The organism is Methanobrevibacter gottschalkii DSM 11977, assembly GCF_003814835.1.
GTDB lineage: Archaea > Methanobacteriota > Methanobacteria > Methanobacteriales > Methanobacteriaceae > Methanocatella > Methanocatella gottschalkii.
Window position 1 is genome coordinate 23,370 of record NZ_RKRG01000001.1, and the last position, 26,795, is coordinate 50,164.

The window sequence follows — 26,795 nt, forward strand, 5'->3', positions numbered from 1 at the left end:
ATACATTTTAATTTCCTATAATATAAATTAAATGGTTTTATTTCACATTGTCACTAAACTTATGTAAAATGTGACAAAATTTATTTATTGAATAATAAGGAAATTTAAAAACAGATGAGCAATAAGAAGGAAATTCTATGGAAAACATGATAAATTCACTAAAAAAGTTAGGATTAAACCGTTACGAAGCACTAGCTTATATAGGACTTAACAAAATAAAAACCGGACAGGCCGATGAAATTTCAGAAGTTTCAAAATTACCACGCTCAAGAATATATGATGTTTTAAAAGAATTGAATAGAAAGGGATTTGTTGAAATTGAAGGTGGAAAACCATTAAAATATAAAATAATCCCTCCGAGCAAGATATTTAAAGAAGAAAAAAATAAATTGATTGAGGAACTTGAAAATACTGAAAAAAAGTTGGAAAAGTTATACAATGATGAATTAGATGAAATCCAAGCTCCAATATGGTTAATTCATTCCAGTGAAAATATTATTGAAAAAGAAGTAGGCATTATCAGAAAAGCTAGAAAGACAATCACATGCAGCATCGGCTTTTTACTTGAAGGTGAAGGAAAAGCTATGATTAAAGCATTTAATGAAATTCCAAGAAACGTTGAAATCAAAATTCTTGCTAATCAGTTCTGTTATGTGAATAATCACAAAATAGACATCATCAAAATATTTAAAGACACAAAATTAGACAATCTGGAAATTATCCCCTCAGATTTGCCAATGATGAAATTATTAATTGTTGATGAAAAAGAGCTCATTAGAACATTTACACGTTTTACAGGTGAAAATAATGAGATATTGCCCCAAACAGCAATTGGAGTTCACAATACATACGAAGACATTTGCAAAAATTTCAGCAGACACATTCTAAAAGAGTTTGATAAAAACAGACAAGAGAATTAATCTCTTATTTTGCTATTTTTCAGTTTAAACCCGGTACCTACAAACTGAGCAACATCACAACCCAAATCATCCGAAATATCTACAATAACAATGGATGATGTTCTGCCACTTTTACGGCAAGCTGCCTCGGCTATCAGCATGTCCCCCTTTGGAGCGGACAAATAATTAATACTTACCTGCTGAGCAACAGTTAACTGATGGATCTGATTAGACAATACTGCAAAAGCAAAATCGGCCAATGTAAATATTACGCCTCCCATTACCCCACCATAAGCATTTCTATGCTCATCATTTAACATTAAAGAACAAATAGCTTTGTCTTCTGTTAATTCATCTAATGTAACTCCTGTATTTATTGCAAACTTATCCTTGTAAAAAAATTCACGTGCTTCCTTTAGTGAATTGAAATTAGCCATTTTACTACCTCCTTTTATTAATTGGTAATAATATTAAATAAATTATTGCACAAACTATTAATAAGGAGAAATAATATGTCCGAGTTAACATTTAAAATAGCCGAAAGAAAAGATTCCCGATTAATCTTAGAATATATTAAAAAACTTGCAGATTATGAAAAAAGATCAGATGAGGTCATTGCAACTGAAAAATCAATTGAAAAATGGATATTCGATGAAAAACAAGCAGAAGTCCTATTTGCTCTTGAAGATAGGCATATAGTCGGATTTGCACTTTATTTCTTAAGCTTTTCAACATATATTGGAAATGTGAATATGCATTTAGAAGATTTATTCATTGACCCCGAATATCGGAGAAGAGGATACGGTAAAGCATTGCTTAAAGAGCTTGGAAAAATAGTAATAGATAGGGATTACGGCAGGTTTGAATGGACTTGCCTTTCATGGAACCGGCCGAGCATTGATTTTTACCTCTCAATTGGTGCAGAACAGAAAGATTGGGATGTATTCCATTTTACAGGAGATGCGCTAAAAGACTTTGTAAAAGAATGAAAACAATCAAAAATCATCAAATGGACAGTGTTTGTTTTATGATTCAAAATTACCCCGCGAAACTAACACTTATTAAATGAAAAATAAAAAACTGAAAAATCATAAAGTGTTTCAACCAAACATGGCTTCTAATTTCTCTAAAATAAATTTATGATTTTTATTATATTCCTCTATTCTAAAAGTATTTATTGCTTCATCAAATAATTTGGAAATGTCAAATGAATGTTGGGAACCATATAAACAGTTATAACATGAAAATGAATCAAACAGATAAACACTAATCAATAATTCACCGTTGTTGTCTCCAGAATAATTGGACATTAACAGGAGCATTTGTGCATAATATATAAAAGCATCATCCAAGTCATCATTAGCAATATAATAATTGCAATAATATATCAAATACTTAGCATAATCATCAAATTCACTTTCAGTGCCTAAGGATTTATTTAATTTATCATTAATGAACAATTCTGCTATTTGCTGCATTTCAAGATTTTTATCCGCCCGATTGTAAAATTCTAAAAACTCATGATAATCATAATTCAACATGAAACTGTTATAAAATGTTTTAAATTCAAATAACTCATCATCATCCTTAATAAAAATCATATTACCCAATTTAGAGTCCATATCATCAAACAATTTATCAAAACTTTCCCTGAAATCAGTGTATTTATTAATAGAATTCTCTTCAAAATCAATATCCCTTATACTTAAACCACACACAACACATGACCTGACATAATCCGGAACGGGCATTTCACAAAAAGGACATACATCCACAGCATCATACCCGTCATCAATACTCCAGTCAACTGCATCAATATTTGAAAGTAAATACAATATTCTTTGCCTATAAGAAGTTTTGGTTAACTGACCAGAATTTATGCCGTCAACAATATGTTGTCTAATCCTAAATCCATCATCAACACTTAAATTAAAATGACCTAAACTATCAATAAAGTCCTGGCATAACTCCTCCTCATCCCAATCATATTTTCAATATTTAACATTTCATCAAATTCCCTATCTTTCAGGTCAACGAATTCGTTGATTATATCAACACTATCTGTCCAGACAGAATATTTATCGTCAAGATATGATTCGGTCACTTTTTTTAGTTTTTTACGGCATTTATATTTTTTCAGATCGTACTTTCTAGGTATAGTTACTGCAAAAAAATCAGTGTATTTAATGAAATTACCTGCAGGATCTCTAAACATTACGCCACACAGATCCATATCAAATAAATTAGCCTTATAGGGGATGGTATGCTCTGATTTTTTATAAAATTTTTTGATTTTCGGATTTTTATAAATCTCATCAGTATCTACTATAAACTTCAAATAGCTTAAAATAAAATTAGACGTTAACTTGATTGCATAATCATTTTTCAACAAACATTGATAAAAGCTTTTGTTGGTTTTCTTGGAAAATATCTGAAATTGTCCAAAAGAAACAGATTATTTAAATGTTCAAAAAGTAGATTATTTCCCCGATATTCAGGTATTATATATGCTTCATCAATAGCAAAATAATTCTCAACAATGTCAAATCTCGAAAATGAAATAAAACCAACAACATCGTCTTCAAAACGAATTTCGGTAAATACATCAAAAGACAAGTAATCTAAAATATAACCTTCCTTCTCGATAGCTTTAAGAATATGAGGATATTCGTTGAATAACTTATCTTTAAGATTTTTATCTTGAAACAATCCTTCATCCATAACATCTCACCCAATAGTAATTGTAATAAAATCTTACTTGCAAAAATAGTGAAGAACACATATTCCTTTGAAACCATAAAAATGAACATCTTTGTAACATAATTAGGACATATGACATTGCTGCAGGAGATGAAATCTCATGGACAAACACAGAAGAAGGGATACTATTGAAAATTGAAAAGAAAGTTACAGAAGAAGACATAATTGGATTAATAAAAAATGAATTGCGATACAACAGCGTTGAAATTAAAAAAAGAGGGTCAAAAGGATTGAAATGGTGATAACTTGATATTTGTAGATGCAACTTACATAATTGCATTAATAGTCGAAAAAAGACCAGTGGCACAAGGATGCAGTTAGATTGCTTGAAAAATTAAAATCTGAAGACAAAATAATCACCGGAGCGATGATTATCGAAACATTGAATCTCATTGGAAGTTGTCACAGCGGAAAAGTAGGGGCAATAGCATTTAAATATATTAAAGATAACTTCACCATATTTAAATCAGATACATTACTTGAAGAATCACTTAGATACTACCTCAAATTTGATGGAACGTTATCACTAGCGGACTGCACAGCAATCCACACCATGAAAGAAAATAACATCTTGAAATAGTATCATTTGATGATGATTTTGATAAAGTTGGAGGCATACTAAGAATCTGTTAAAAAAGAAAAAAAGAAAAGGAAGTCTATACGATTCCTTGTGCGTTCATTGCTTCAACTACTTTTTTGAATCCTGCAATGTTTGCTCCTGCAACATAGTTTTTATCTAAACCATATTCTTCAGCAGCAGCTGCAGCATTTGCAAAGATGTTTTCCATAATATTTTGGAGTTTTGCATCAACTTCTTCAAAGGTCCAGGATAATCTTTGGGAGTTTTGAGCCATTTCTAAAGCGGAAGTAGCTACTCCACCAGCGTTGGATGCTTTTCCCGGTGCGAATAATACATCATTTTCTTGCAAGTATTCGGTAGCTTCAATAGTGGTCGGCATGTTTGCCCCTTCAGCAACTGCAAGTACCCCATTTTCCACTAATGATTTAGCATCTTCCAATTGCAATTCGTTTTGGGTAGCGCATGGCAATGCAATGTCACATTTTACAGTCCATACACCTTTACCTTCGTGGTATTCTGCACTTTCTCTTGCTTTCGCATATGCAGTTAATCTTTCACGTTTTACTTCTTTTATTTCTTTGAGTAATTCCACATCGATTCCTTCAGAATCGTAAATCCAACCAGTTGAATCAGAACAGGTTACTGGTTTACCGCCTAATTGTTGAGCTTTTTCAATAGCATAAATTGCTACATTTCCAGCTCCAGATACTGCGATGGTTTTACCAGCAATGTCAATATCATTTGCTTTTAACATTGCGTTAGTGAAGTATAATAATCCGTAACCGGTAGCTTCGGTTCTTGTGAGGGATCCTCCGAAGGTTAATCCTTTACCAGTCAATACTCCTTCATATAAGTTAGAGAGTCTTTTGTATTGGCCGAATAGGAAACCAACTTCACGAGCGCCTACACCAATATCTCCAGCAGGCACATCAGTATCAGCGCCAATGTGTCTGTATAATTCAGTCATGAAACTTTGACAAAATGCCATGACTTCCCTGTCAGATTTTCCTTTAGGATCAAAGTTAGATCCTCCTTTTCCTCCACCAATAGGAAGACCGGTTAAAGAGTTTTTGAAGATTTGTTCAAACCCTAAGAATTTAATAATACCTATGTTTACCGAAGAGTGGAAACGTAATCCTCCTTTGTAAGGTCCGATTGCACTGTTGAACTGTACACGGTATCCTGTGTTTACCTGTACCTGACCGTTGTCATCTACCCAAGGAACACGGAATTTGATTTGTCTTTCAGGATTTGCTAATCTTTCAAGAAGTGCATTTTTTTTGTATTCTTCTTCGTTTTCTTCAACTACGACCCTAATAGATTCCATTACTTCGCGTAAAGCTTGGTGGAATTCTGCTTCGCCAGGGTTTTGTTCAATAATAGTTTCAATTACTTCATCTACGTATGACAAAATTATTCCTCCAAAATTAAATTTTAGATTTATTTTTTTATGATATTATTAAATTAATTTTTTTGCCGGAATTTTTCGGCAAATTTAACAATATACTTAATTGTATGGATGTTCTCATATTTAAATATTATTCAATTTTTAATAAAATATTCAAATAAATTTAATAAAAATCAATAATTATTATAAACATTGTATAGATAAGATAGATAAAAAATAATTAATTGGACATAAGATTTAATATAAAAATTTAAAATGTCTAACCAAAATAATCAAATAATGGACAAAGTCGGAAAATGATTGCCAACCAAGAAATTCCGAAGTGTGAAAAAAATCAAACTGCCAATTTCAATAAAATGCATCTAAAAATTCCGAACAAATAAAAACATATCGGATAAATATTAAACAAAAACACATATAAATCAGAAAAGCATAACTCTTTAAATACTATAACTTACAAATTAATCTACGAAATATATTAAAAATTTAATTTTAGTAGACAAAATCATAAGGTTAAAAAATGAGTGTGGAAAAATTAACTAAATCCCAATATAATGATTTGAAAAATAGCTATCTTACAAAAAACAGAACAATGCATTCACTATATGCTGAAATCAATAAAGAAAACAAAGTCGACAAACATTTATTTTTCAAATTAATAAATAAAATCAGACAAGAGGAAGGATTAAATGATTTTTATACAATGAAAAAAGAAAAAAAGAGAAATAACATTATAGAAAATTTGGACAAATCTCCAAAATACTATAACTAATATTCTACATAATACCTTAAAATAGCAGCAATACCACCGAATGCTCTGAAAAGCTGCATGCCCTCTTCAGTTTCAGTGGAAATGAATTCAACATTTGTATTCATCTCTTCTGCTTTTTCAACAAATTCATCAGTCAAATCTTTTGAAGCCACTTCTTTAAAAGTATCGTTACAATTAGGACATCTTTCATTGAATTTATCCGCTTCAGCCTGAGTTTTAACAGTGACTTCAATTTGAGTTCCGCAATTGGTACATTCAAATGTTTTACGCATACTTGACAAATCTTCTGATAACAGCAGAGTGTCAACAGCACCCATAATCAAATTATTTCTAACCTGATTTTCACCATAAGAACATAAACCTTTATCTTTAGTTAATTCTTTCAGGAATCTTTGAACCTGTTTTTTCTCATGCATAACATCCAAATTATCCAAAATATCTGCAGATTTATCAATGACTTCACGAATACCCGGTTCTCCAGTGTATGATGTATCAACAGTTGCTATTATTTTATCCTTAAGCTCATATTGAAGATAGTCCCCCTGGATAAATTCCTCTTTGGTGAAACCTGGTCCGCCAACGATGATTCCTTTCAAATCATCTTTAAGCTCCAAGAAGTCATCATTCATATGTTCCCCAATACGTTTTTTGAACTCGTGAGCCGCAAGGTCAATTACACGGTCAAACCTTCTTTGTGATTGCCCTCCTGCTTTGTGCTTACCTGGAACACCACTTGTCAGGTGAGTTAGAATATTGACCTTTTTACCCTTTAAAGTAGCGACAGTAGCTTCTTTTCTGTCAACTACTGCAAGACCATAGGTGTCTCTCTCTTCAATGATTTCTTCCAAAGGTTCAATGAAAAATTCATTATTGCATTTATACCAGTAAGTAGTGATTGGTTCAGGAGGTTCTAAAATATATTTTTCCATTTTTTCAGTGCCCGGACCTCCTTTAGGAATCATGCCCACAAACAAAACCAGACCATTTTCTGGAGGTTGTTTATATAAGCGTATACTTTGTAAAATTACTTCGATTGCGGATTGTACATTTTTTCTTGTTTGTTTACTCTTAATGTTAGCACTTTGTCCGAGTTCATCTCTCATGTGCTTACCAACATCACTTAATTGCTTATCATGTGGAATGTAAACGGAAACAAGCTCTGTACCTCTACCTCTTTTTCCAGATAGTTCTTTTAAAGTTTTTTTAAATTCATATAACTCTTTTGATGATACTTCAGCCATGTTATCCCTATAAAAATTAAATTAATATAATAGTATTAATTTTCTTTTTTTATATATAAATAATTAATTAAAAAATAGCCATTTTATACTATTTTTTGAAAGCGGCAAAAAACATAAAAATAATTAAAAGAAATAAAAATGTAATGAAATGGAAAATTGGTAATGTCAAAATATCAAATCAGATAGTCTTAGCACCCATGGCAGGGATATGTGACTATGCATTCAGAAGCATAATCAAATCCATGGGTTGCGGTTTGATTGAAACAGAAATGGTTTCAGATAAAGCTATAATGTATAACAATTTTAAAACACAAGAAATGCTATTTATGAAAGACGAAGAAAGGCCTATCTCACAGCAGATTTTCGGTTGCGGCACTGACTCTTTTAAAATTGCTTCCAAATACATCTATGAAAATATGAAACCTGACATTATCGACATTAATATGGGATGTCCCGTTAAAAAAGTAGCCATTAAATCAAAAGCTGGAAGTGCGCTTTTAAAGAATCCTGAAAAAGCAAGAAGCATTGTGGAAACCGTTGTTGATAGTGTTCCAATACCGGTCACTGTTAAAATTAGGAGCGGGTGGGATAAAAGTAGCATTAATGCAGTTGAAATGGCGCAAATAATCGAAGAGGCGGGGGCTTCAGCAATTACTGTCCATCCCCGTACAAGACATCAAAGGTACGACATTCCTGCAGACTGGTCAATAATCAAGGATGTTAAAAACCATGTATCCATACCAGTTATCGGAAACGGAGATATTAAATCATGTTATGATGCTAAAAGAATGCTTGATGAAACTGGCTGTGATGCAATAATGATCGGCAGAGCAACGCTTGGAAATCCCTGGCTTGTAAAACAATGCATTGACTACATAGATTATGGCATGGAACCTGAAAAAATTTCAGTTGAAGAAAAAATAAATATGGCCAAAAGGCATGCTGATATAATTGAGAAAACTCAAGCGGAAAAATTAGCAATTTCCAGAATGAGAACACAGACTGCATACTACATGAAAGGAATGTATAACACTGCAGATATCAAACCAAAATTGTTTAAAATGAATTCAAAAGAGGAAATATTCAGTCTTTTAGATGAGTATTTGGCTTCACATAAGCAGCATCTTAGAGAATTTGTCAAACAAAACCAAATCCTCTCCTGAAATTGTGTTTATTTCCAAAAGATCCATACCAGTGAGTTTTTCAACCTCACGAGCTAAACAGACATATGTATCCGGATAGTCATTATATCCAAACAAATGCCAAATAATCCCCTCTTCAAAAACCATTTCCAGATACCAGTCATATCCTTCCAAATCATCAGGATCCCGAGTATTAGATTTGTTGTGATATTCATCAAAAATCCAGTTATAAACATGATACTTTTCAAGTAAACTTAAAATTGCATTCTCATCGCCAGAAGACAAATTTTTATCAATATAACCGTCAATCCTCTTTTTATTAAAATCGATGATTAATCTTGGTTTTGGAATATCATAGGGATAAGTCCTGTAATGTCCAAATTCAATAGCTTTAAGTTTCAATAGCTCCCCATCATAATAAACACCATCCAAACATACGTCATAGAATAATGGGGTGACCATCTGTTTTTGATAATCAAGATGGAGGACATCAAAATTTAATAGTTCTTTTAAGATTTCACCAAACTTAATCCAATTTATCGGAAAGTTATTCTTAAAAGCATATTCCTCATAGTTATCAGTTGAATAGATAATAATATTGCATGAATAAATCAACTCTATTTTTTCAAAATAAGAAAAATTTTCAGACCTGAAATCTTTAAAAAGATTTAGCTTATTAAAATCATTCAAGAATTTATCAGCTTGTTTAAGATTGAAATGGCAGATTTCACTTGTCATGTTACGACGCAGCCCGCTCAAGATTTCAATCCAGGAATCGTCACAAAGATCACTTTCACTTAAAAACTTATCACCGCTGCCCCTCTCAGAGATTTTATAGTATGCCGAATTATTTGAAAAATCAATTGTGAAACATTCATAATGGCGATTAAGACGTTTGAAATTAAATCTTTGCGTAATCTCTATTTTTTCAATCATTTAATTAAAATATCTAATGCGAGTTTAATATAATTATGGTAATAATTGAAAAACTTTATAATATATTAATTAGTTAATTATTAAATTAAGTGATAGTATGGTTTTTAGAAGATGCCCGCAATGTGGTTCGACAAGTGATGATCAATATGGTTTTTGTATAAAATGTGGGTGGGAATTTGCAAAAATAGACGCCACAAAGAATTTATGTCCTTTATGCGGACATGAAAATCCGAATGAAGCAGATTTCTGTGTTAAATGTGGTGCGCCACTCGTTTTTAAGAATCATCCGAATGAAGAGCAAAGGAATATAACCCCAATAGTAATAAACAAAGAAGTTGCTGGAACACCTATTCAAAAAAACAGCGGCGGATGGATTAAATGGATTATAATACTGGGATATATCTTTTCAATTTTAGGCGGTCTTTTAGGATTGATCATTGCAGTTTATTTAGTTACAAGAAAAGAAGCGACTGTTAGAAAACATGGAATCATACAACTTGCAATATTTGCATTCTATATCGTATTAATTGCCGCATTATATGCAACCGGAATGATTCCTGCAGATGCAATTACCAACTATCAACAATTAATTGCTGGAAATATGACCCTTCCTTAACGGCAGATACATAATAACTGCACCATCACCACTTGCATAATAATTCGGAACAGTTCTATCTATCTGAAAATTAAATCTCCTATAAAATTCAATAGCTCCATCATTATGTTCATTTACTTCCAAGTAAATATTATCAATATTAAGCATGGACAAAATAGAAATAGCTTTAACTAAAAGTTTAGTTCCAGCACCTAAACGCCTGTAATTTTCATCAACAGCTATTGATATGATATGTCCATTAAATTCGTATTTAATCCAAAACATCACATAACCAATCACATGACCTTCATGTTCTGCAACTAAAAATCCAATACCCATTTCATATAACTGCTGAAACATTTTTATTCCGTAAGACTGGTCAAAAGACATGTTTTCTATTTCAAAAACTCTTTTTAAATCATTTGGATTGAATTTTCGTATAATCATAACAACATTAACTATAAAAACCAAGATATTTAATAGTTTGGTATATTAAATATTAAATGAGGATTAAATATGTGGCAAGATTTTGGAGATTACATTTTAAGCGAAGCCGGAGATGATCCGGTTAAAATTGCAGAGATTGGTGTTGGAAAATTCGACAAAATATCAGAAATATTATCCGAAAAGAAGAACATAACCGTTCTTAAAACAGATATTCACCCAAAAGATTCAACAGTGATAAAAGACGACGTTACAAATCCCAATCTTGAATTATACAAAGATGTTGATATTATCTACTCAATCAGACCGCCAAGTGAACTTCAGCCTCATCTAATTAATCTTGCTGAAAAGATAAACTCCCAGTTAATAATAAAACCTTTGACAAATGAAGATTTAAATACTGGCAGAGTTAAAATGAAACTAAAAAACTATAAGAAAGCTAGTTTTTATATATTGAGGTAATTTAATGGAAAAACTTCTAAAAAAATATAATACAACACCTGATGGATTAAGCGAAAGTGAAGTTCTTAAAAGGCATGAAAGATACGGTTTAAACGAGCTTGATGAAAAAAAACCAACACCACCAATAATATTATTTTTATCCCAGTTTGCAGATATTTTAATAGCTCTTTTAATTATTGCAGCCATTGCATCTTTTGCAATTGGTGATACAATAGATGCAGGAGTGATTTTACTTGCAGTGCTTTTAAATGTAATAATCGGATTCATTCAGGAATATCGGTCAATAAGAGCAGTCAATAGCCTTAAAGATTTAATGGTCAAAAAAGCCATTGTTAAAAGGAATAATGAAGTCCTTGAAGTTGATGCTAGATTCTTGACCATTGGTGATATTGTAATTCTTGAAGAAGGAAATAAATCACCTGCCGATTTAATACTAATTGAAAGCAATGATATAAACTGTGATGAATCATTCCTAACAGGAGAATCTGAAGCGGTTATAAAAGAAGAAAAAGATGCTGTTTTTATGGATTCCAATATTATTTCAGGCCATGGGCTTGGAATTGTTACAGATATCGGAATGGATACGGAAATCGGGAAAATCGCAGAAATTGTTCATGAAGAAGATGAGAAGACACCGCTTGCAGTGAAAGTTGGAAAACTTGGAAAAATCTTATCAGCAATTGCGATTTTGGTTTGTACAGTTATTTTTATTTTAGAATTAATCCAGGGAGCAGGTATTGTGGAAACGTTTATGACTGCTGTTTCACTAGCAGTTGCAGCAATTCCTGAAGGTCTTCCTGCAGTTTTAACATTAACACTTGCACTTGGAATGTCTGAGATGGCATCATCAGATGCTCTTGTTAAAAGATTATTATCTGTTGAAACATTAGGTTCATGTACCATCATCTGCAGTGACAAGACAGGAACATTAACTGATAATAAAATGAGTGTTGTTGAGAGTTATTTATTAAACAAAGACAAATTATTGTTAATTTCAAAATTATGCAACAATGCGATAATTAAAGATAATGCCCTTATCGGAAATCAGACTGACGGAGCTATTTTAAGATTTGCACAAAATTATGAAACTTCCCTTGAGCGCATTGATGAAATCCCTCTTGACAGCAACCGTAAAATGATGACCACAATACATAGGTTAGACAGTGAAAATAAAATTGTTTTATCAAAAGGTGCACCAGAAATAATTCTAAATAACTGCAAATATATAGATAACAACGGAAGTATAGAAATACTTGATGAAGAAATAAAGGAAACTGTAGTTAAAAGAATTGATGAAATGAGTGATGAAGCATTAAGAGTAATCGGATTTGCATACAAAATCAATGATGATGAACGACCTGAAGAAAATCTCATTTTTACAGGACTGCTTGGATTAATTGATCCCCCAAAGAAAAATGCCAAAAAAGCAGTGAAGGAATGCATTAATGCTGGAATTAAAGTAAGAATGATTACCGGAGACCATGAAAAAACGGCAAGTGCAATAGCAAAGCAGCTTGGAATATTAACTGACGGCCGTGTAATTACAGGCAAAGAATTAGAAAAAATCAGTGATGAGGAATATCTGGCCATTGCAGATGATATTCAGGTTTATGCAAGGGTAAAACCTGCTCAAAAAATGAGAATAGTTGAAGCTTTAAAAGATTTAGGAAACATAGTTGCAATGACAGGAGACGGAATTAACGATGCACCTGCTCTTAAAAAAGCATCAATAGGTATTGCAATGGGCGATGGTACTGATGTTTCTAAAGAGTCATCGGACATGATTTTACAGGACAATGATTTTTCAACAATTGTAAAAGCAATAAAAGAAGGGCGTAAAATTTACGACAACATTAAAAGATTCGTCAAATTCCAAGTATCAACAAATGTGGGTGCTATTCTAACAATAGTCGGAACAAGCCTACTCAATTTACCTCTGCCATTCAATCCTGCACAATTATTGTGGTTGAATATAGTTATGGACGGCCCGCCGGCACAAACATTAGGTATGGAAGGTGCTGAAAAAGATACAATGGCAAGACCTCCTGAAACCGGAGACATCTTAACCAAAAAAACATTAACTGAAATATTTCTATTAGGATTAGTGATGGCTACCGGAACAATTCTAGTATTTAGCTGGGAGATATATAGTGGTGCACCAACTGAAAAAGCAATGAGTGTTGCATTTACATTATTTGTAGTTTACCAATTATTTAATGCATTTAACGGAAGATCAAACTCGACTAAATCAAGCAAATATTTATATATTGGACTTGCATTGTCATTCATGCTCCAATTGCTAATAATATACATACCGCAGCTACAAATAATATTTAGAACAACTGCAATCGGCATTGCAGAATGGACAATCATAATTATTGTTGCATCAACAATAATAGCTGCTCAGAAAATAATGAATAAAGTGATAAAATGAAGATTTTCCTATTAGGCGGTACAAAAGACTCAATAAATATTATCAAATTTATAAAAAAGAATTATGATGCATATATTCTAACAACCACAACAACAGAATATGGCGCTAAACTTGCAAAGGAAGGCGGAAGCGATGATACAATAGCCCGACCGCTTCCAAAAGAAGAAATAATTGATATGATAATAAGTAAAAATTATGATATTTTAATTGATGCAACCCACCCTTTTGCAGAGCACATAACACAGACTAGCGCAAGCATTGAAAATGAATTGAAAATACCATATTTACGCTTTGAAAGACCTATCACCAACCTTGAAAACATTGACACATCAAATGTGTATTATGTAAATTCATTCATTGAAGCGGGAAAATTAATAGCTAGTGAATTCAGTAAAGGAAATGTACTGCATTTTGCAGGTGCTAACACCATGGAAGACATCCTAAAAAATATCCCAACAGACAGGTTTTATCCAAGAATTTTGAAAGTGGAAAAATCTGTTGAAAAATGTAATGAACTAAATATAAACCCCAACCATATTATTCCAATGACCGGTGCTGCAAGCACAAAAGAAAATATCGAACTGATTGAAAAATACAATGCCAGTGTAATAATTACTAAAGAAAGTGGTGAAATAGGAGGAGTTATTGATAAAATAGAAGCAGCCAATGCGAAAAACATTGCAGTGGTTATGATTCGAAGACCACAGATAAAAGAAATAAATAAAAAAAATATTGTATCCAATTTAGATGAATTAGATGTTGAATTAAAAAACTTTTTTTAAAAATAGATATAAAATAAACGCCGAGACTGGGATTTGAACCCAGGCGGAGAGACTCCACAGGATTTCAAGTCCTGCGCCTTACCAGACTAGACTATCTCGGCATATCAAAGGAATATTTAGAAAAAATCTAAATATCTATCCTTTAAGTTCAATTTCGATACTTACATTATCAGGAACATTAATTTTCATGACTTGTCTCATAGCACGTTCATCAGCTCCAATACCGATTAAACGTTTATGGATCCTGAGTTCCCATTTTTCCCAAGAAGCTTTACCTTCTCCATCTGGAGATTTTCTTGTAGGCACTACTAATTTTTTAGTAGGTAATGGAATAGGACCAGATAAGTCGACACCAGTTCTTTCAGCAATTTTTTTGAGTTGATCGCAAACATATGCTAATTTTTCCGGATCTGTTCCTGTAAGCTTAATTCTTGCTTGATTCATTTATTATCCTCCAAAAAAACAAAAAGAAAGTAAATGATTACTTTCTAATTATTGTTTACAAACTTATTTCGCTGGGGTAACATTAAGACATAAACCAGCTGCAACAGTTTGACCCATATCTCTGATAGCAAATCTACCCATTTGAGGGATTTCTTTTGCGTTTTCGAGACACATTGGTTTGGTAGGTTTAATTTTAACAATTGCCGCATTACCAGTTTTTAAGAAATCAGGATTTTCTTCATCAACAGCACCAGTAGCAGGGTTTAATTTTTTAGATAATTCCAAGAAAGTACATGCTACTTGAGAAGTGTGGCAGTGGAATACAGGAGTGTATCCAACGGTGATTACACCAGGGTGTTGTAAAACAACAACTTGTGCATCGAATTCTTTAGCAACAGTAGGAGCATTGTCAGTGTGTCCAGCTACGTCTCCTCTTCTGATATCGTTTTTACCTACACCTCTTACGTTGAATCCGATGTTGTCACCAGGTTCAGCTACATCAAATACTTCGTGGTGCATTTCAATAGATTTAACTTCTCCAGAAGCTCCAGCAGGTTCAAAAATAACATTTTCACCTTTTTTCATGATACCGGTTTCAACTCTTCCCACAGGTACAGTTCCTACACCAGTAATGGAGTAAACGTCTTGAATAGGAATTCTTAAAGGTAAGTCGGTAGGTTTTTCAGGTGGAGTTAATTTGTCTAAAGCATCCATTAAAGAGTCGCCTTTATACCAAGGAGTGTTTTCACTTGCTTCTTTAATGTTGTCCCCTTCAAATGCAGATAATGGGATGAAAGGTACGTCTGCTGGGTTGAATCCTACGGTTTTGATTAAGTTAGCAACTTCTTCTTTTAATTCATTGTATTTGTCTTCAGAGTAGTCAACAACATCGATTTTGTTGATTGCAACGATTAATTGACCAATACCTAAAGTTCTGGATAAGAAAACGTGTTCTTTAGTTTGAGGCATTACACCGTCGTCAGCTGCAACTACTAAAACACCAGCGTCTGCTTGGGAAGCACCGGTAATCATGTTTTTAACGAAGTCTCTGTGTCCAGGACAATCTACAACAGTATAGTCGTATTTTTTGGTGGAGAATTTTTGGTGAGCTAAATCAATAGTTACTCCTCTTTCCCTTTCTTCTCCTAATTTGTCCATAACAAATCTGAATTTGTTTTCACCGTCATCTAATTGTTGTTCTGCGATTGCACCAGCTTTCAATAATAAATGTCCAACTAAAGTGGATTTTCCGTGGTCAACGTGTCCAATAAATGCTAAGTTAAGATGTTCTTTTTCTTTTGCCATTATAATAACCTCTTTGTAATATTAACAAACAATATCTATAAGCTTAAATGATAGCTTAAATGTTACTTTTATACTTTAACATATAAATAGCTAATGTTTTTTTATAAATTTTAATAAAAAAATATAAAAATTAAAAAATTTTAATTTTATAAATCTCCTAAGTAGTGGCTTGCAGGGAATGGTTCTGCAGATAATCCTTTTCTTTGTCTGATTTCTTTTACGATCTGATTTTGCATCTCACGTGGAAGTGGTTCAAATCCGGCAATTTCAGTAGACCATAAACATCTTCCTTCAGCAGCGGATCTGATATCACCAGCGAAACCAAACATTTCAGCTACAGGAACTTTAGATTCAATTCTTGCCATATCTCCAGTTTCCTGACCCATGTTTACAATTTGACCTCTTCTATTTTGGATTTCACGAGTACATGAACCCATGTAATCATTAGGAGTGTCAATAACTACTTTTTGCATTGGTTCGAGTAATGCTGGTTCAGCAAGCATCATAGAACCTAAGATTGCATTTCTGATAGCAGGCAATACTTGAGCAGGTCCTCTGTGAACTGCATCTTCGTGAAGTTTTGCATCATGGAGTTTGAATTTTAATCCCATAGCAATTTCATTACCTAAAGGACCATTTTCCAATGCAGATTCAAATCCTTCAATCAAGAGTTCTTTAACTTCATCTAAGTATTGGATACCACGAGTCATGTTAAGGAAGATACTTCTGTTATGAACAGCCCATACTCTTCTAGCCTCTTCTTTTTCCAAACCGTGTTCCATGAAGTCATTAGCTCCTTCTTTACCTTTAACTTTACCCTCTTTAATGTCACCATCCTGAATAGCAGTATAAAGTTCAGGTTCAATAGGTTCAACAGTGATGTAGAATCTGTTGTGTTTGTTAGGAGATTTACCTTCAACTTGTGGAGATAACTGTCTTACAGTTTCTCTGTATACAACAATAGGTTCAGAAGTAGTAATATCCACACCTTTTTCTCCAATTCTGTAACCGATAACTTCCAAGTGAAGTTCTCCCATACCTGATACTAAGTGTTCACCTGTTTCTTCGTTAATATCTATTTTAACGGTAGGGTCTTCTTTACCTACTTGTCTTAATACTTCAATTAATTTTGGTAAATCCTTAGTATTCTTAGCTTCCACAGCAACAGTAACTACAGGTTCGGATATGTGTTCCAATCCTTCAAATTCAACAATTTTATGTTCGGGATCACATAAAGTTTCACCAGCAATAGCACCTTTTGCACCAGCAACATATACAATGTTACCTGCAGGAACTTTATCAGTGTTAACTCTTTCAGGTCCAAAGTAGACACCTACTTGTTGAACTCTGGATTTACCATGAGAACCAACGAGATATACTTCAGTACCTTTTTCAATAGCGCCTCCGTAAACCCTACCAGTTGCAATTTCACCAGCGTGTTTATCAACAGATACATTGGTAACCATTACTGCTAAAGGTCCATCAGGGGAAGTGGTGACCATACATTCTCCAGCAGGAGATTCAATGTCTCCATCCCATATGTTAGGTACTCTGTAAACTTGTGCTTCTTTAGGGGAAGGCAAGTGTTCAACTACCATACCTAACAACACATCAGATAAAGGTACTTTTTGTGCTAACTCTTTTTGCTTATCCTCATTACAATATTGGATAATATCATTAAAGTTAACTCCAGTTTCTTGCATAGTTGGTACGTTAATAGCCCAGTTGTGATATGCAGAACCAAATGCTACACTACCATCAGTGAAATCTAATGACCAATCATCTTTTTTATCTTCAGGAGCCATGTTTTTGATTAATTTATTAGCTTCCATGTAGATATTGATGAACCTTTTTTGTAACTCTTCAGGTTCTAATTTTAACTCGTTGATTAATCTGTCAACTTTGTTAATGAATAAAACTGGTTTTACGTTTTCTTTTAATGCTTGTCTGAATACAGTTTCAGTTTGAGGCATAATACCTTCTACAGCACAAACTACAACTACTGCTCCATCTACAGCCCTCATAGCACGGGTAACATCCCCACCAAAGTCAACGTGACCAGGTGTATCAATTAAGTTGATTAAATATTCATCATCTTTGTAATCGTGTACCATGGATACGTTAGCTGCATCAATAGTAATACCACGTGCTTGTTCCTGTTCATCAAAATCTAAGAATCTTTGATCACCGGCAAGTTCCTCGGAAATCATTCCTGCACCTGCAAGCAAGTTATCAGATAAAGTGGTTTTACCATGATCAATGTGAGCGCAGATACCAATGTTTCTGATTTGATCAGGTTTATACATTAATTCTTTGATTTTCGCAATCATTTTGTCTCTTCTACTCAAAATAACCACCTAAACATTATAATTAGTGTGCTGCTTTAGCAACTCTTTCTTTCTCTTCAGCTTTTCTTAAAGCGAAGCTTCTTGAATCTTCTTCAGATGCAAGAATTAATTCATCAGCTAAACATTCAGCAACAGATTTCCTGTTTTTGAATGAAGATTGTAAAGTACCTCTAGTTAAGAAACCTAATGAAAGGTCAACTCTTCTTTGTGGAGAGATATCTACAGCAACTTGGTATCCAATACCACCGTATTTAATACGGGTAGTCTCTTCACGAGGTGCAGTATTTTCAACTGCTTTAACTAAAATTTGAACAGGATTCTGTTTAGTTCTTTTATTAATAATTTCTAAAGATTCTTTAACAATGTTGTAAGCTTTATTTTTCTTACCAGAGTTGAGATGGGTTCTCATGATTTTGTTCATTAATCTTTCAACAATTGATACTTTAGATTTTGCAAATTGTCTTTTTACATGTCTACCAGAAGTATGTGGAACTAAAGTTTCATCTAAGCAGATATATTTTACCAAACCTAAGTCCTCAACTTTTACTTCATTGAGATCCCATTTATCGAATAATTTACTCATAAATATGACCACCTTATCTTACAGGTTTTTCTATTTTTCCACTTACCATTTCTGATAAAGCTACGTTATTAACTTTGGAAACTTTCCAACGAACCCCAGGAATATCCCCCATGGATCTTCCAGACGGTCCACCAATTCCTTCAATCATCACTTCATCGTGTTCATCAATAAATCCAATAGCTCCGTCACCTGGTGCGAAAGCAGTTAATTGTTTACCGTTTTTAATCAATTGAACACGTACACATTTACGAATAGCAGAGTTAGGTTGTTTTGCTTCTATCCCTACCTTTTCGATTACAATACCTCTAGCCTGAGGAGCTCCTTCAAGAGGATCTGCTTTAACATCTAATCTTAAAGCTCTTCTTTTGTAATCTACATCTTTCCACTTAAAATTTTGTCTATTTTTTTTAAGTTTTTTTGCAGCAAAAAGTCCTGGCATAATTTTTCCTCGAATTTTTTATATTAAAAAACATATCTAAGAATCCACCGCTGCGATTTATACTACAATCTTATAGTACAATCTAAATTCTAAGATATAAATCAGTAAATAATAATCAATAGATAAACAAGTTTATCTAAAAGAAGATATCTTGAAATAATATTAAAAACCTTGACACAAAGCACACGTAGTCAAGTTATAACCAGTACAGATATCTTATGATAATTTATATATTTTAACCTTTATAAAGGTATGTATTTAATATATTAATAAAAAAAGTAATTTTTAAAATGAAATAAATTAAAATAAAATAGCTCGGAAGCTATTTTAAAATAATATTATCAATATTATGTTGTCTATTAGCTAATAATTTAGCTCTTTCAATATTAATTCCATTTTTACCGATAGCAATACGTTTGTTGGTATTGTCTGCTGTGACAATAGCTATTTTTTCACCTGACTGTTTTTGACTTATTTTAACAGACTGTAACTTTGCAGGGGATAAAACATTTTTGATAAAAATTATTGGATCATCATCTAATTCAATGATTTCAACACTTTTATCTACTGCTCTTTGAACTTTAGAAACAGAACTTCCACCTTTACCAATAGCAAGCCCCATATCACCTTTCTTAACAATGAAAGTGACTTTTCCATGTTCATCATCGATAATGCAATCTTTAACCATTGCTCCAGTCATACTTTCGAAAAGAGCTATGAATCTAATTTCATTTGCACTAAGTTTAATAGACACTTAAATCTACCTCAAATCATCTAATATTGTAGAATCTCCTGGATCGTTAACGATTAATGTAGCAACTGTGAAAGGTTTACCACAAACAGACCCTAAATCTACACTAGTTCCATCATATACAACAAATGGAATTTCGGAAAGATTTGCATAATATTCAACATCTTCAATAAGTTCTTTAGGAGCGTTAGCAGCAACAACAACGAGTTGACCTTTTCCTAATTTTAAAGATTGAATTGATTTTTCAGAGCCTAAAGTTACATCACCAGTATCGACAGCTACTCTGATTCCTCTATCTACGTCCATCATCTAGCCTCCTATTCTTTTTTATAATCCATTTTGACACCGACAGAACCGGTACCAAGAGGTATTGGTTGTCCAATAATAATATTTTCGATGATACCTGTTAAATCATCCACTTCACCACGAATACTTGCATGTAGTAAATGTTTACCAGTTTCTTCAAAAGCTGCACGAGCCAAAACACTTGATTTTTCACCACTAATACCATGTCTTCCAATAGATTTAACAACACCTTCGGAAGTCATAATATCTGCAACCAGCATAATGTGTCTTACATCAACACTAAGACCTTGTTCTGAAAGGGTTTTTTGAGCTTCGTTAATAATTGACCTGCGAGCTGCTTCAATACCCAAAATTTGACCAATTTCATGAATATTGTTAGTGGTAGTTCTTACTTGGTCAATACCATCCATAGTGAGAACTTCTTTAAGATTGGATCCTTCAGTGTGAATAATCCATTCTTCATCACGACGAATAATGACTCTTCCAATATTTTTAATACCACTAATTTGCAAATCACGGAATTTATCTGCTAAAAGACGAAGTTCTCTAATAATGAAATCAGAATCTGTCTTGTTGCTGGATAAAACAATATTATCCCCATTAATTGTAGCTTTTTTAAATGTTTTTAAGATTTTTGCATCAATCTCTTCCCTGTTGAGTCTTTTTTCTTCAATTTTCTTATTATCCAAAACAGCTTCAACTTCCATGGTTCCATAATTTAAATTGAAATCTGAAAGAATATCGTTAATAGTGCTTTTACCAATTTTATTAGCTAAAGTTCTAACAAATTCTTCATCATCCCGTTTATCTTCAGTGAAATAAATATCCATAGTTGGAGTTTTGATTTTTTCTCTAGCATCTACAATTTCAATAAGCCTTGGAAGACCTAATGTTACGTTTAACTCAGTTACCCCTGCATAGTGAAAAGTACGCATAGTCATCTGAGTACCCGGTTCACCTACAGATTGTGCAGCTACTGTTCCAACAGCCTCTCCAGCTTCAACATGAGCTCGGTCATAGGCCTGTTTAAGTTTAATTATGAGTTTGCGTAATTCATCATCAGTTAAATTTTTACTGATATAATGTTCAGCTAAATCTTTGATATAACTATCTGCAAAATCAATACCAAGATTTTCAGTTTCGTTGATCTCAGTAATCATGCCCCTAATTTTAGTTATAATTTCATCCATAGTTACACCTATTTACCTTCCATCCTAATTTCATCAATAAGTTTATCCAAGTTTGCCGGCTTACCAAAGTCAGATTTCGCCGGATCCACACCATCTTCACCGAACATGGTCTGAATAACATTTCCTTGGTTATCAGTAACAAGTCCAGTAGACTTAACTTGTAAATCCTGTAGTGCATTAACAAGCCTTCTTTGCATGTAACCAGACTGAGCGGTACGGATTGCTGTATCTACAAGACCTTCTCTTCCACCCATTGCATGGAAGAAGAATTCGATTGGATCAAGTCCGGATTTATAACTTGAGTGAACAAATCCTTTTGCCTTTGCCCCTAACTCACCTTTTTTGAAGTGAGGTAAAGTTCTGTTAATGTATCCTCTTTCAATACGTCCACCCCTAACTGCTTGTTGTCCTACACAAGCAGTAATCTGAGTAAGGTTCAGCATTGATGCTCTTGCACCAGTACGTGCCATTACAACAGAGTGATTTTCAACAGCCATTACATGGTCATAAGGATCATCAGGATATTGTTTACCCATGTTAAGATAATGTTCTGCGATCTGACCAGACATATCCCTAGCTTCCCCAAGAACTTGCATGATTTTCATCTCTAATGTTTCTTCAAGACTTCTACCAGGCAGAGCTTCAAGGTAACCTTCTTCATAAGCCTCAACAAGCTTATCTACTTCATCCATCTTATTTTGTAAATGCTCATTAATACGGTCTTGAGCTTCTTCAGGAATTTCTTCATCGTTTAAGGAAGTGGTAATTCCAGTTTTCATGATTCCACAGATAGCAAGGTCAGTGGATCTATCTAAGAATTCTTTAGCTCTTCCAGGACCATATTCTTTAACAATTTTATCTAATATTTTACCTGAGAATGATCCGTATGCACTTTCATCTATTACTCCTTGTATGAGAATACCGTTTTTAATGACAACTTCCGCATCTTCAGGAGGGTAAACAACAGGACATTTGGAAATTTCAGCACTGTAAGATAAGTTTAAATCGTTAGGCAATAATAAAGAGAACAATTCTTTACCAGTCCATTTTTCACCTTTTTCTTTGTAGATGAATGAATCTTCATTTCCATTAGAATCATATTTTAAAATCCACTGATTTGATTTGAACTCAGGAATTTTAAGGTGAGACTTTCTGATAATTTGTAAAGCTTGCTCTTCACTGAATTCAACCCCATCACGAGTTAAAAGATATGCACCGGAAATATGGTCGTGAATAGCTCCAATAATTGGTCCTCCAAACCTTGGAGACAAAATATGTTCTTGTACACGCATTAATGATTTTGCTTCAGCACGGGACTCATCAGTTTGGAATACATGCATGTTCATTTCGTCCCCATCGAAATCCGCATTGTATGGAGGACATACGCATAAGTTTAATCTGAAAGTTTTGTAAGGTAAAACTCTTACTTCATGCGCCATCATACTCATTCTGTGAAGAGAAGGCTGACGATTGAATAAAACCATATCCCCATCTTTTAAGTGCCTTTCAATGATGACACCAGGTTCTAATGTTTCAAGAATGTACTCCTTAGTTTCATCAGTAACCCTTCTTTTCCTATCTCCATTGATTACATAGTTTGCACCAGGATGTACATCCGGACCATTTTCAATGTATGTTCTCATTTCATCCATGTTCCATTCGTTTACATGAACAGGCACAGTTACTTCTTTTGCAATCATTTCAGGAACACCAACTTCATTAATACTGATATTAGGATCCGGTGAGATTACAGTACGGGCAGAGAAATTAACCCTTTTACCGGAAAGATTGGATCTGAATCTTCCTTCTTTACCTTTTAACCTTTGGGTTAATGTTTTAAGTGGCCTGCCTGATCTGTGCCTTGCAGGTGGAACTCCGCTAGCTTCATTATCAAAGTAAGTGGTTACATGGTACTGTAATAATTCCCATAAATCTTCAACGATTAATTGTGGAGCACCTGCCTCCATATTCTCAAGTAAACGCTGATTAATACGTAAAATATCAACAAGTTTATGAGTTAAATCATCCTCAGATCTCTCACCAGTATCCAGGATAATAGATGGTCTTACAGTTACCGGAGGAACAGGAAGAACAGTTAAAACTAACCATTCAGGTCTTGCAACCTCAGGATTAACACCTAAAACAAAAGAATCTTCATCAGAAATTCTTTCAAGTCTTTCACGAACTTCAGAAGCAGTTAACTTATAATCCTCAGTTAAATTATTATCACTGATAGCTGTTTTGAAAATATTATTCAGACGAGTATTATTCACTTCATAAGAACCATCTTCATCTTCCAAATCTAAAATATTAATAATGTAATCAACATCATGCAATCTTTCACATAACCTTTCTAAAAGATTACTGTTAATCAACAATTTATTCTGGAAGAGTTCTTCTTTGTTTTCAACAATTTCCCTAGCCATTGGCCCAATCTCTTCAATAGTAATAGAATCAGAAGATGCAGTTTCATAAAATACTTTTTTAAATTCGAAAAGTGGATCAATGCGTTGAACAATAGAAACAGGTTTATCTAAAACAATTTTATCCTGGATAGTACCGCAATGAGGACATTCTTCCCCATCCTTTTTAGCAGCATCATAAATCTCTTTGAGAATACTGCTAATGCTCTCATTTTGAGCTTTGAGTTCTAAGATTTTCTGAGTATACTCTTCAATCTCTTCATCAGTTAAAAGAGTACGGCCACACTCATTACAGGTAGAACGTAAAATTTTATGAATAACATCCCCAAAACCAACATGAATAACTGGCCTAGCTAATTCAATACTACCAAAGTGTCCTTGACAAACTCCCCCTTTAGACCCACAAGTCCTACAAACAAGACTAGGATCAATAATACCTAAATGAGGATCCATTAAACCTTTATCAATAGGAAAACCGTCATCACCATAAGTATCGGGATACTCGACAGTGACAACAGACATCTTACGAATATCTTCAGGAGACATTAAACCAAAATTAATTCTCTGAATTTTTTTAATAAATGCTTTCATGTATTTGCTCCTTTAATAAATTTAATTATGCTTTGTCTCCTAAAACCAGTTTAGGGAAAATACATAAACTTTTAAGTTCATCTAATAATAATTTGAATGCGTATGAAATCTCAACAGGATATGTTTCCACATCTCCACAGATCGGGCAGTATTTTTTATGTTTGCTTGTATCCTCTACAGCTAACATACCACAGTTTTCACAGACAACAGCTTCATATTTGTCAGATTCATCAAGCAATCTTTCTTTTAAAGTTAATGCGGCACCATGTGCAATAAGACAATCCCTTTCCATTTCTCCAAATCTTAAACCACCTTCACGAGCTCTACCTTCTGTAGGTTGACGTGTTAAAACTTGGACAGGACCTCTAGAACGAGCATAAACTTTATCAGTGGTCATATGGTGTAGTTTTTGGTAATATGCAACACCAACAAAAATTTCCGCATCCAATCTTTCACCAGTTACTCCGCTGTATAAAGATTCACATCCTGCAGACTCAAATCCGTTATCAACAAGCAATTGCTGAATTTCATCTTCAAGAGTTTGATTGAACGGAGTTGCATCAACCCTTTCACCTTCAAGACATCCAGCTTTACCTGCAACCATCTCAAGTACTTGTCCAATAGACATCCTGGATGGAATCGCGTGAGGATTAACTATTAAATCTGGAACAACACCAAATTCAGTGAACGGCACATCTTCCGGAGATAATATTAAACCAATAACCCCTTTCTGACCGTGTCTTGATGCGAATTTATCACCAAATTCCGGTTGTCTTGTATCCCTTACTCTAATTTTAGCCAGTTTAGAACCTTCAACAGTTTCAGATAAAAGAACTGCATCAACAATACCTTTTTCACCATGTCTTACAGTAACAGAAGTTTCTCTTCTTCTATCCGCAACACTGCCGAAGTTTTCTTCTAAAAATCTTGGAGGTGAAGTTTTACCAATCAATACATCCCCAGATTTTACGTAGGATTCGGGATTTACAACACCGTCATTATCTAAGTTTCTGTAAGCTTCCTCAGATCTGTAACCTTTAATGTTTTTATCAGGCACTTCAAATTTATCTACCTGACCACCAGCATATTTCTTTTCTGATGTGTCATATGCTCTGAAGAATGAAGATCTTGCAAGACCTCTTTCTAAAGCCGCCTTGTTGATAACCATTGCATCTTCCATATTATATCCTTCATAAGACATTAATGCAACAACAAAGTTTTGACCGGACGGTCTTAAATCATAATTGGTTGAATCAATAATACGTGTTTTAACAATAGGAGTTTGAGGATGATGTAATAAGTGAGCTCTAGTATCAGTACGTAATGCATAATTTGACACATATAATCCTAAAGCTTGTTTTGTCATACCTGCTTCCATTGTGTTCCTTGGAGATGAATTGTGATCAGAGAATGGAATAATACCGGCGCAAATACCTAACATTGTAGCCGGATCGATTTCTAAATGAGTATGATCTTCACTTAAATCAGCTAAATTCATTGCGATATATGCATTTTCTTCTTCTTCAGCATCCAAATACTCAATAAGACCATCATTAATTAAATTATCCCAGTTTAATTTACCGTTAGCAATTTTATTTATATGCTCTTCTTTTAACAGAGGAACACCATCTTTAACTATGATTAGAGGCCTTCTTGCTCTTCCAGGATCATTGAAGATATATATCTCCTGATTATCAGCATAATAAGTAATATTCATTTCATGAGATATTTCCCCATTTCTCCTTTTTTCCCTCATTTCCTGAGTGAAATTAATTGGATCATCACAATAACCTAAAAGTTCTCCATTAATATAGATTTTAGTTTGAGGATGTTTTTTATTAAATACGTTAGGCTGTTCCCCAACAGTTTCTATCTCATCGTCACTTACAATAGCTTCTTCAACAGTTTCTTCTTCTGCAGGTTCAATTGAATCTTCAGTGTCTACTTCCTCAGTTAAATC

The 26,795-nt window shown here is 33.5% G+C and carries 27 protein-coding genes and 1 tRNA gene; 9 read left to right on the forward strand and 19 right to left on the reverse strand.

Going from position 1 to position 26,795, the window contains the following annotated elements:
• Positions 1-137: 137 nt before the first annotated feature.
• On the forward strand, positions 138-920 hold the full coding sequence (locus EDC42_RS00085) for a TrmB family transcriptional regulator (protein WP_069575005.1): 783 nt from the start codon (positions 138-140) through the stop codon (positions 918-920).
• On the opposite strand, the gene EDC42_RS00090 is transcribed toward EDC42_RS00085, so the two are convergent.
• Entirely contained in the window at positions 917-1,336 is a 420-nt protein-coding gene (locus tag EDC42_RS00090; RefSeq protein ID WP_069575006.1) for a PaaI family thioesterase, read from the reverse strand. The two genes, EDC42_RS00085 and EDC42_RS00090, sit on opposite strands and share 4 nt — an antisense overlap.
• 75 nt (positions 1,337-1,411) lie before the next feature.
• On the opposite strand from EDC42_RS00090, the gene EDC42_RS00095 reads away from it, so the two are divergent.
• Positions 1,412-1,888, forward strand: a complete 477-nt coding sequence (locus tag EDC42_RS00095) for a GNAT family N-acetyltransferase (protein WP_069575007.1) — start codon at positions 1,412-1,414, stop codon at positions 1,886-1,888.
• Positions 1,889-1,999: 111 nt separating this feature from the next.
• On the opposite strand, the gene EDC42_RS00100 is transcribed toward EDC42_RS00095, so the two are convergent.
• The 3 genes from EDC42_RS00100 to EDC42_RS00110 all read right to left on the reverse strand — a co-directional run bounded on the left by EDC42_RS00100 (position 2,000) and on the right by EDC42_RS00110 (position 3,620).
• Positions 2,000-2,734 (reverse strand): hypothetical protein, encoded by a 735-nt coding sequence (locus tag EDC42_RS00100; RefSeq protein WP_069575008.1) that lies wholly within the window; start codon positions 2,732-2,734, stop codon positions 2,000-2,002.
• 104 nt (positions 2,735-2,838) lie between these two features.
• The gene (locus tag EDC42_RS00105) at positions 2,839-3,237 is read right to left on the reverse strand and encodes a hypothetical protein (protein WP_123833364.1); all 399 of its coding nucleotides are present in this window, start codon (positions 3,235-3,237) and stop codon (positions 2,839-2,841) included.
• Positions 3,238-3,284: 47 nt separating this feature from the next.
• On the reverse strand, positions 3,285-3,620 hold the full coding sequence (locus EDC42_RS00110) for an N-acetyltransferase (protein WP_069575010.1): 336 nt from the start codon (positions 3,618-3,620) through the stop codon (positions 3,285-3,287).
• A gap of 361 nt (positions 3,621-3,981) precedes the next feature.
• Here EDC42_RS00110 and EDC42_RS00115 point away from each other — a divergent pair, with 361 nt between their 5' ends.
• Positions 3,982-4,239: a hypothetical protein gene (locus EDC42_RS00115; RefSeq protein ID WP_069575011.1), complete on the forward strand. Its 258-nt coding sequence runs from the start codon at positions 3,982-3,984 to the stop codon at positions 4,237-4,239.
• 76 nt (positions 4,240-4,315) lie between these two features.
• Here the strand turns inward: EDC42_RS00115 and gdhA are convergent, their stop codons facing one another.
• The gene (gdhA, locus tag EDC42_RS00120; protein ID WP_069575012.1) at positions 4,316-5,650 is read right to left on the reverse strand and encodes an NADP-specific glutamate dehydrogenase; all 1,335 of its coding nucleotides are present in this window, start codon (positions 5,648-5,650) and stop codon (positions 4,316-4,318) included.
• 517 nt (positions 5,651-6,167) lie between these two features.
• On the opposite strand from gdhA, the gene EDC42_RS00125 reads away from it, so the two are divergent.
• Positions 6,168-6,419: a hypothetical protein gene (locus EDC42_RS00125; protein WP_069575013.1), complete on the forward strand. Its 252-nt coding sequence runs from the start codon at positions 6,168-6,170 to the stop codon at positions 6,417-6,419.
• On the opposite strand, the gene prf1 is transcribed toward EDC42_RS00125, so the two are convergent.
• Positions 6,416-7,660 (reverse strand): peptide chain release factor aRF-1, encoded by a 1,245-nt coding sequence (prf1, locus tag EDC42_RS00130; RefSeq protein ID WP_069575014.1) that lies wholly within the window; start codon positions 7,658-7,660, stop codon positions 6,416-6,418. The genes EDC42_RS00125 and prf1 overlap by 4 nt on opposite strands.
• Before the next feature lie 143 nt (positions 7,661-7,803).
• On the opposite strand from prf1, the gene dusB reads away from it, so the two are divergent.
• Complete coding sequence (dusB, locus tag EDC42_RS00135) at positions 7,804-8,823, forward strand: tRNA dihydrouridine synthase DusB (protein WP_069575024.1); 1,020 nt, start codon at positions 7,804-7,806, stop codon at positions 8,821-8,823.
• On the opposite strand, the gene EDC42_RS00140 is transcribed toward dusB, so the two are convergent.
• Positions 8,770-9,738 carry a hypothetical protein gene (locus tag EDC42_RS00140; RefSeq protein WP_069575015.1) on the reverse strand — a complete coding sequence of 323 codons (969 nt, stop codon included), beginning with the start codon at positions 9,736-9,738 and terminating at the stop codon, positions 8,770-8,772. The two genes, dusB and EDC42_RS00140, sit on opposite strands and share 54 nt — an antisense overlap.
• Positions 9,739-9,835: 97 nt before the next feature.
• Here EDC42_RS00140 and EDC42_RS00145 point away from each other — a divergent pair, with 97 nt between their 5' ends.
• Positions 9,836-10,354, forward strand: a complete 519-nt coding sequence (locus EDC42_RS00145; RefSeq protein ID WP_069575016.1) for a zinc ribbon domain-containing protein — start codon at positions 9,836-9,838, stop codon at positions 10,352-10,354.
• Here EDC42_RS00145 and rimI read toward each other — a convergent pair.
• Positions 10,325-10,780: a ribosomal protein S18-alanine N-acetyltransferase gene (rimI, locus tag EDC42_RS00150; RefSeq protein ID WP_069575017.1), complete on the reverse strand. Its 456-nt coding sequence runs from the start codon at positions 10,778-10,780 to the stop codon at positions 10,325-10,327. The two genes, EDC42_RS00145 and rimI, sit on opposite strands and share 30 nt — an antisense overlap.
• A 69-nt stretch (positions 10,781-10,849) precedes the next feature.
• Here rimI and EDC42_RS00155 point away from each other — a divergent pair, with 69 nt between their 5' ends.
• From EDC42_RS00155 to cobK, 3 genes are read left to right on the forward strand one after another with little or no spacing between them, the layout of a single operon-like run.
• Complete coding sequence (locus tag EDC42_RS00155) at positions 10,850-11,239, forward strand: UPF0146 family protein (protein WP_069575018.1); 390 nt, start codon at positions 10,850-10,852, stop codon at positions 11,237-11,239.
• A gap of 4 nt (positions 11,240-11,243) precedes the next feature.
• Positions 11,244-13,673: a cation-translocating P-type ATPase gene (locus tag EDC42_RS00160; RefSeq protein WP_069575019.1), complete on the forward strand. Its 2,430-nt coding sequence runs from the start codon at positions 11,244-11,246 to the stop codon at positions 13,671-13,673.
• Positions 13,670-14,455: a precorrin-6A reductase gene (cobK, locus tag EDC42_RS00165; protein ID WP_069575020.1), complete on the forward strand. Its 786-nt coding sequence runs from the start codon at positions 13,670-13,672 to the stop codon at positions 14,453-14,455. Before EDC42_RS00160 ends, cobK begins: the two co-directional genes overlap by 4 nt.
• A gap of 18 nt (positions 14,456-14,473) precedes the next feature.
• On the opposite strand, the gene EDC42_RS00170 is transcribed toward cobK, so the two are convergent.
• The 11 genes from EDC42_RS00170 to rpoB all read right to left on the reverse strand — a co-directional run bounded on the left by EDC42_RS00170 (position 14,474) and on the right by rpoB (position 26,708).
• Positions 14,474-14,556: transfer RNA gene (locus EDC42_RS00170), tRNA-Ser, on the reverse strand.
• 34 nt (positions 14,557-14,590) lie between these two features.
• The gene (rpsJ, locus tag EDC42_RS00175) at positions 14,591-14,899 is read right to left on the reverse strand and encodes a 30S ribosomal protein S10 (protein ID WP_069575021.1); all 309 of its coding nucleotides are present in this window, start codon (positions 14,897-14,899) and stop codon (positions 14,591-14,593) included.
• Positions 14,900-14,962: 63 nt separating this feature from the next.
• Complete coding sequence (gene tuf, locus EDC42_RS00180; RefSeq protein ID WP_069575022.1) at positions 14,963-16,204, reverse strand: translation elongation factor EF-1 subunit alpha; 1,242 nt, start codon at positions 16,202-16,204, stop codon at positions 14,963-14,965.
• Between the two features lie 146 nt (positions 16,205-16,350).
• Positions 16,351-18,552, reverse strand: a complete 2,202-nt coding sequence (locus EDC42_RS00185; RefSeq protein ID WP_069574617.1) for an elongation factor EF-2 — start codon at positions 18,550-18,552, stop codon at positions 16,351-16,353.
• A 22-nt stretch (positions 18,553-18,574) separates the two neighbouring features.
• On the reverse strand, positions 18,575-19,135 hold the full coding sequence (locus tag EDC42_RS00190) for a 30S ribosomal protein S7 (protein ID WP_069574616.1): 561 nt from the start codon (positions 19,133-19,135) through the stop codon (positions 18,575-18,577).
• A gap of 13 nt (positions 19,136-19,148) precedes the next feature.
• Positions 19,149-19,574 carry a 30S ribosomal protein S12 gene (locus EDC42_RS00195; protein ID WP_067044341.1) on the reverse strand — a complete coding sequence of 142 codons (426 nt, stop codon included), beginning with the start codon at positions 19,572-19,574 and terminating at the stop codon, positions 19,149-19,151.
• A 322-nt stretch (positions 19,575-19,896) separates the two neighbouring features.
• Positions 19,897-20,328 carry a NusA-like transcription termination signal-binding factor gene (locus tag EDC42_RS00200; protein ID WP_069574615.1) on the reverse strand — a complete coding sequence of 144 codons (432 nt, stop codon included), beginning with the start codon at positions 20,326-20,328 and terminating at the stop codon, positions 19,897-19,899.
• Positions 20,329-20,334: 6 nt separating this feature from the next.
• Positions 20,335-20,634, reverse strand: coding sequence for a 50S ribosomal protein L30e (locus EDC42_RS00205; RefSeq protein WP_180365879.1), 300 nt, complete (start codon positions 20,632-20,634; stop codon positions 20,335-20,337).
• 8 nt (positions 20,635-20,642) lie between these two features.
• Positions 20,643-21,791: a DNA-directed RNA polymerase subunit A'' gene (rpoA2, locus tag EDC42_RS00210; protein WP_233144878.1), complete on the reverse strand. Its 1,149-nt coding sequence runs from the start codon at positions 21,789-21,791 to the stop codon at positions 20,643-20,645.
• A gap of 38 nt (positions 21,792-21,829) precedes the next feature.
• Positions 21,830-24,835 carry a DNA-directed RNA polymerase subunit A' gene (locus EDC42_RS00215; RefSeq protein WP_083234852.1) on the reverse strand — a complete coding sequence of 1,002 codons (3,006 nt, stop codon included), beginning with the start codon at positions 24,833-24,835 and terminating at the stop codon, positions 21,830-21,832.
• 25 nt (positions 24,836-24,860) lie between these two features.
• Positions 24,861-26,708, reverse strand: coding sequence for a DNA-directed RNA polymerase subunit B (gene rpoB / locus EDC42_RS00220; protein WP_069574619.1), 1,848 nt, complete (start codon positions 26,706-26,708; stop codon positions 24,861-24,863).
• Positions 26,709-26,795: the final 87 nt, after the last annotated feature.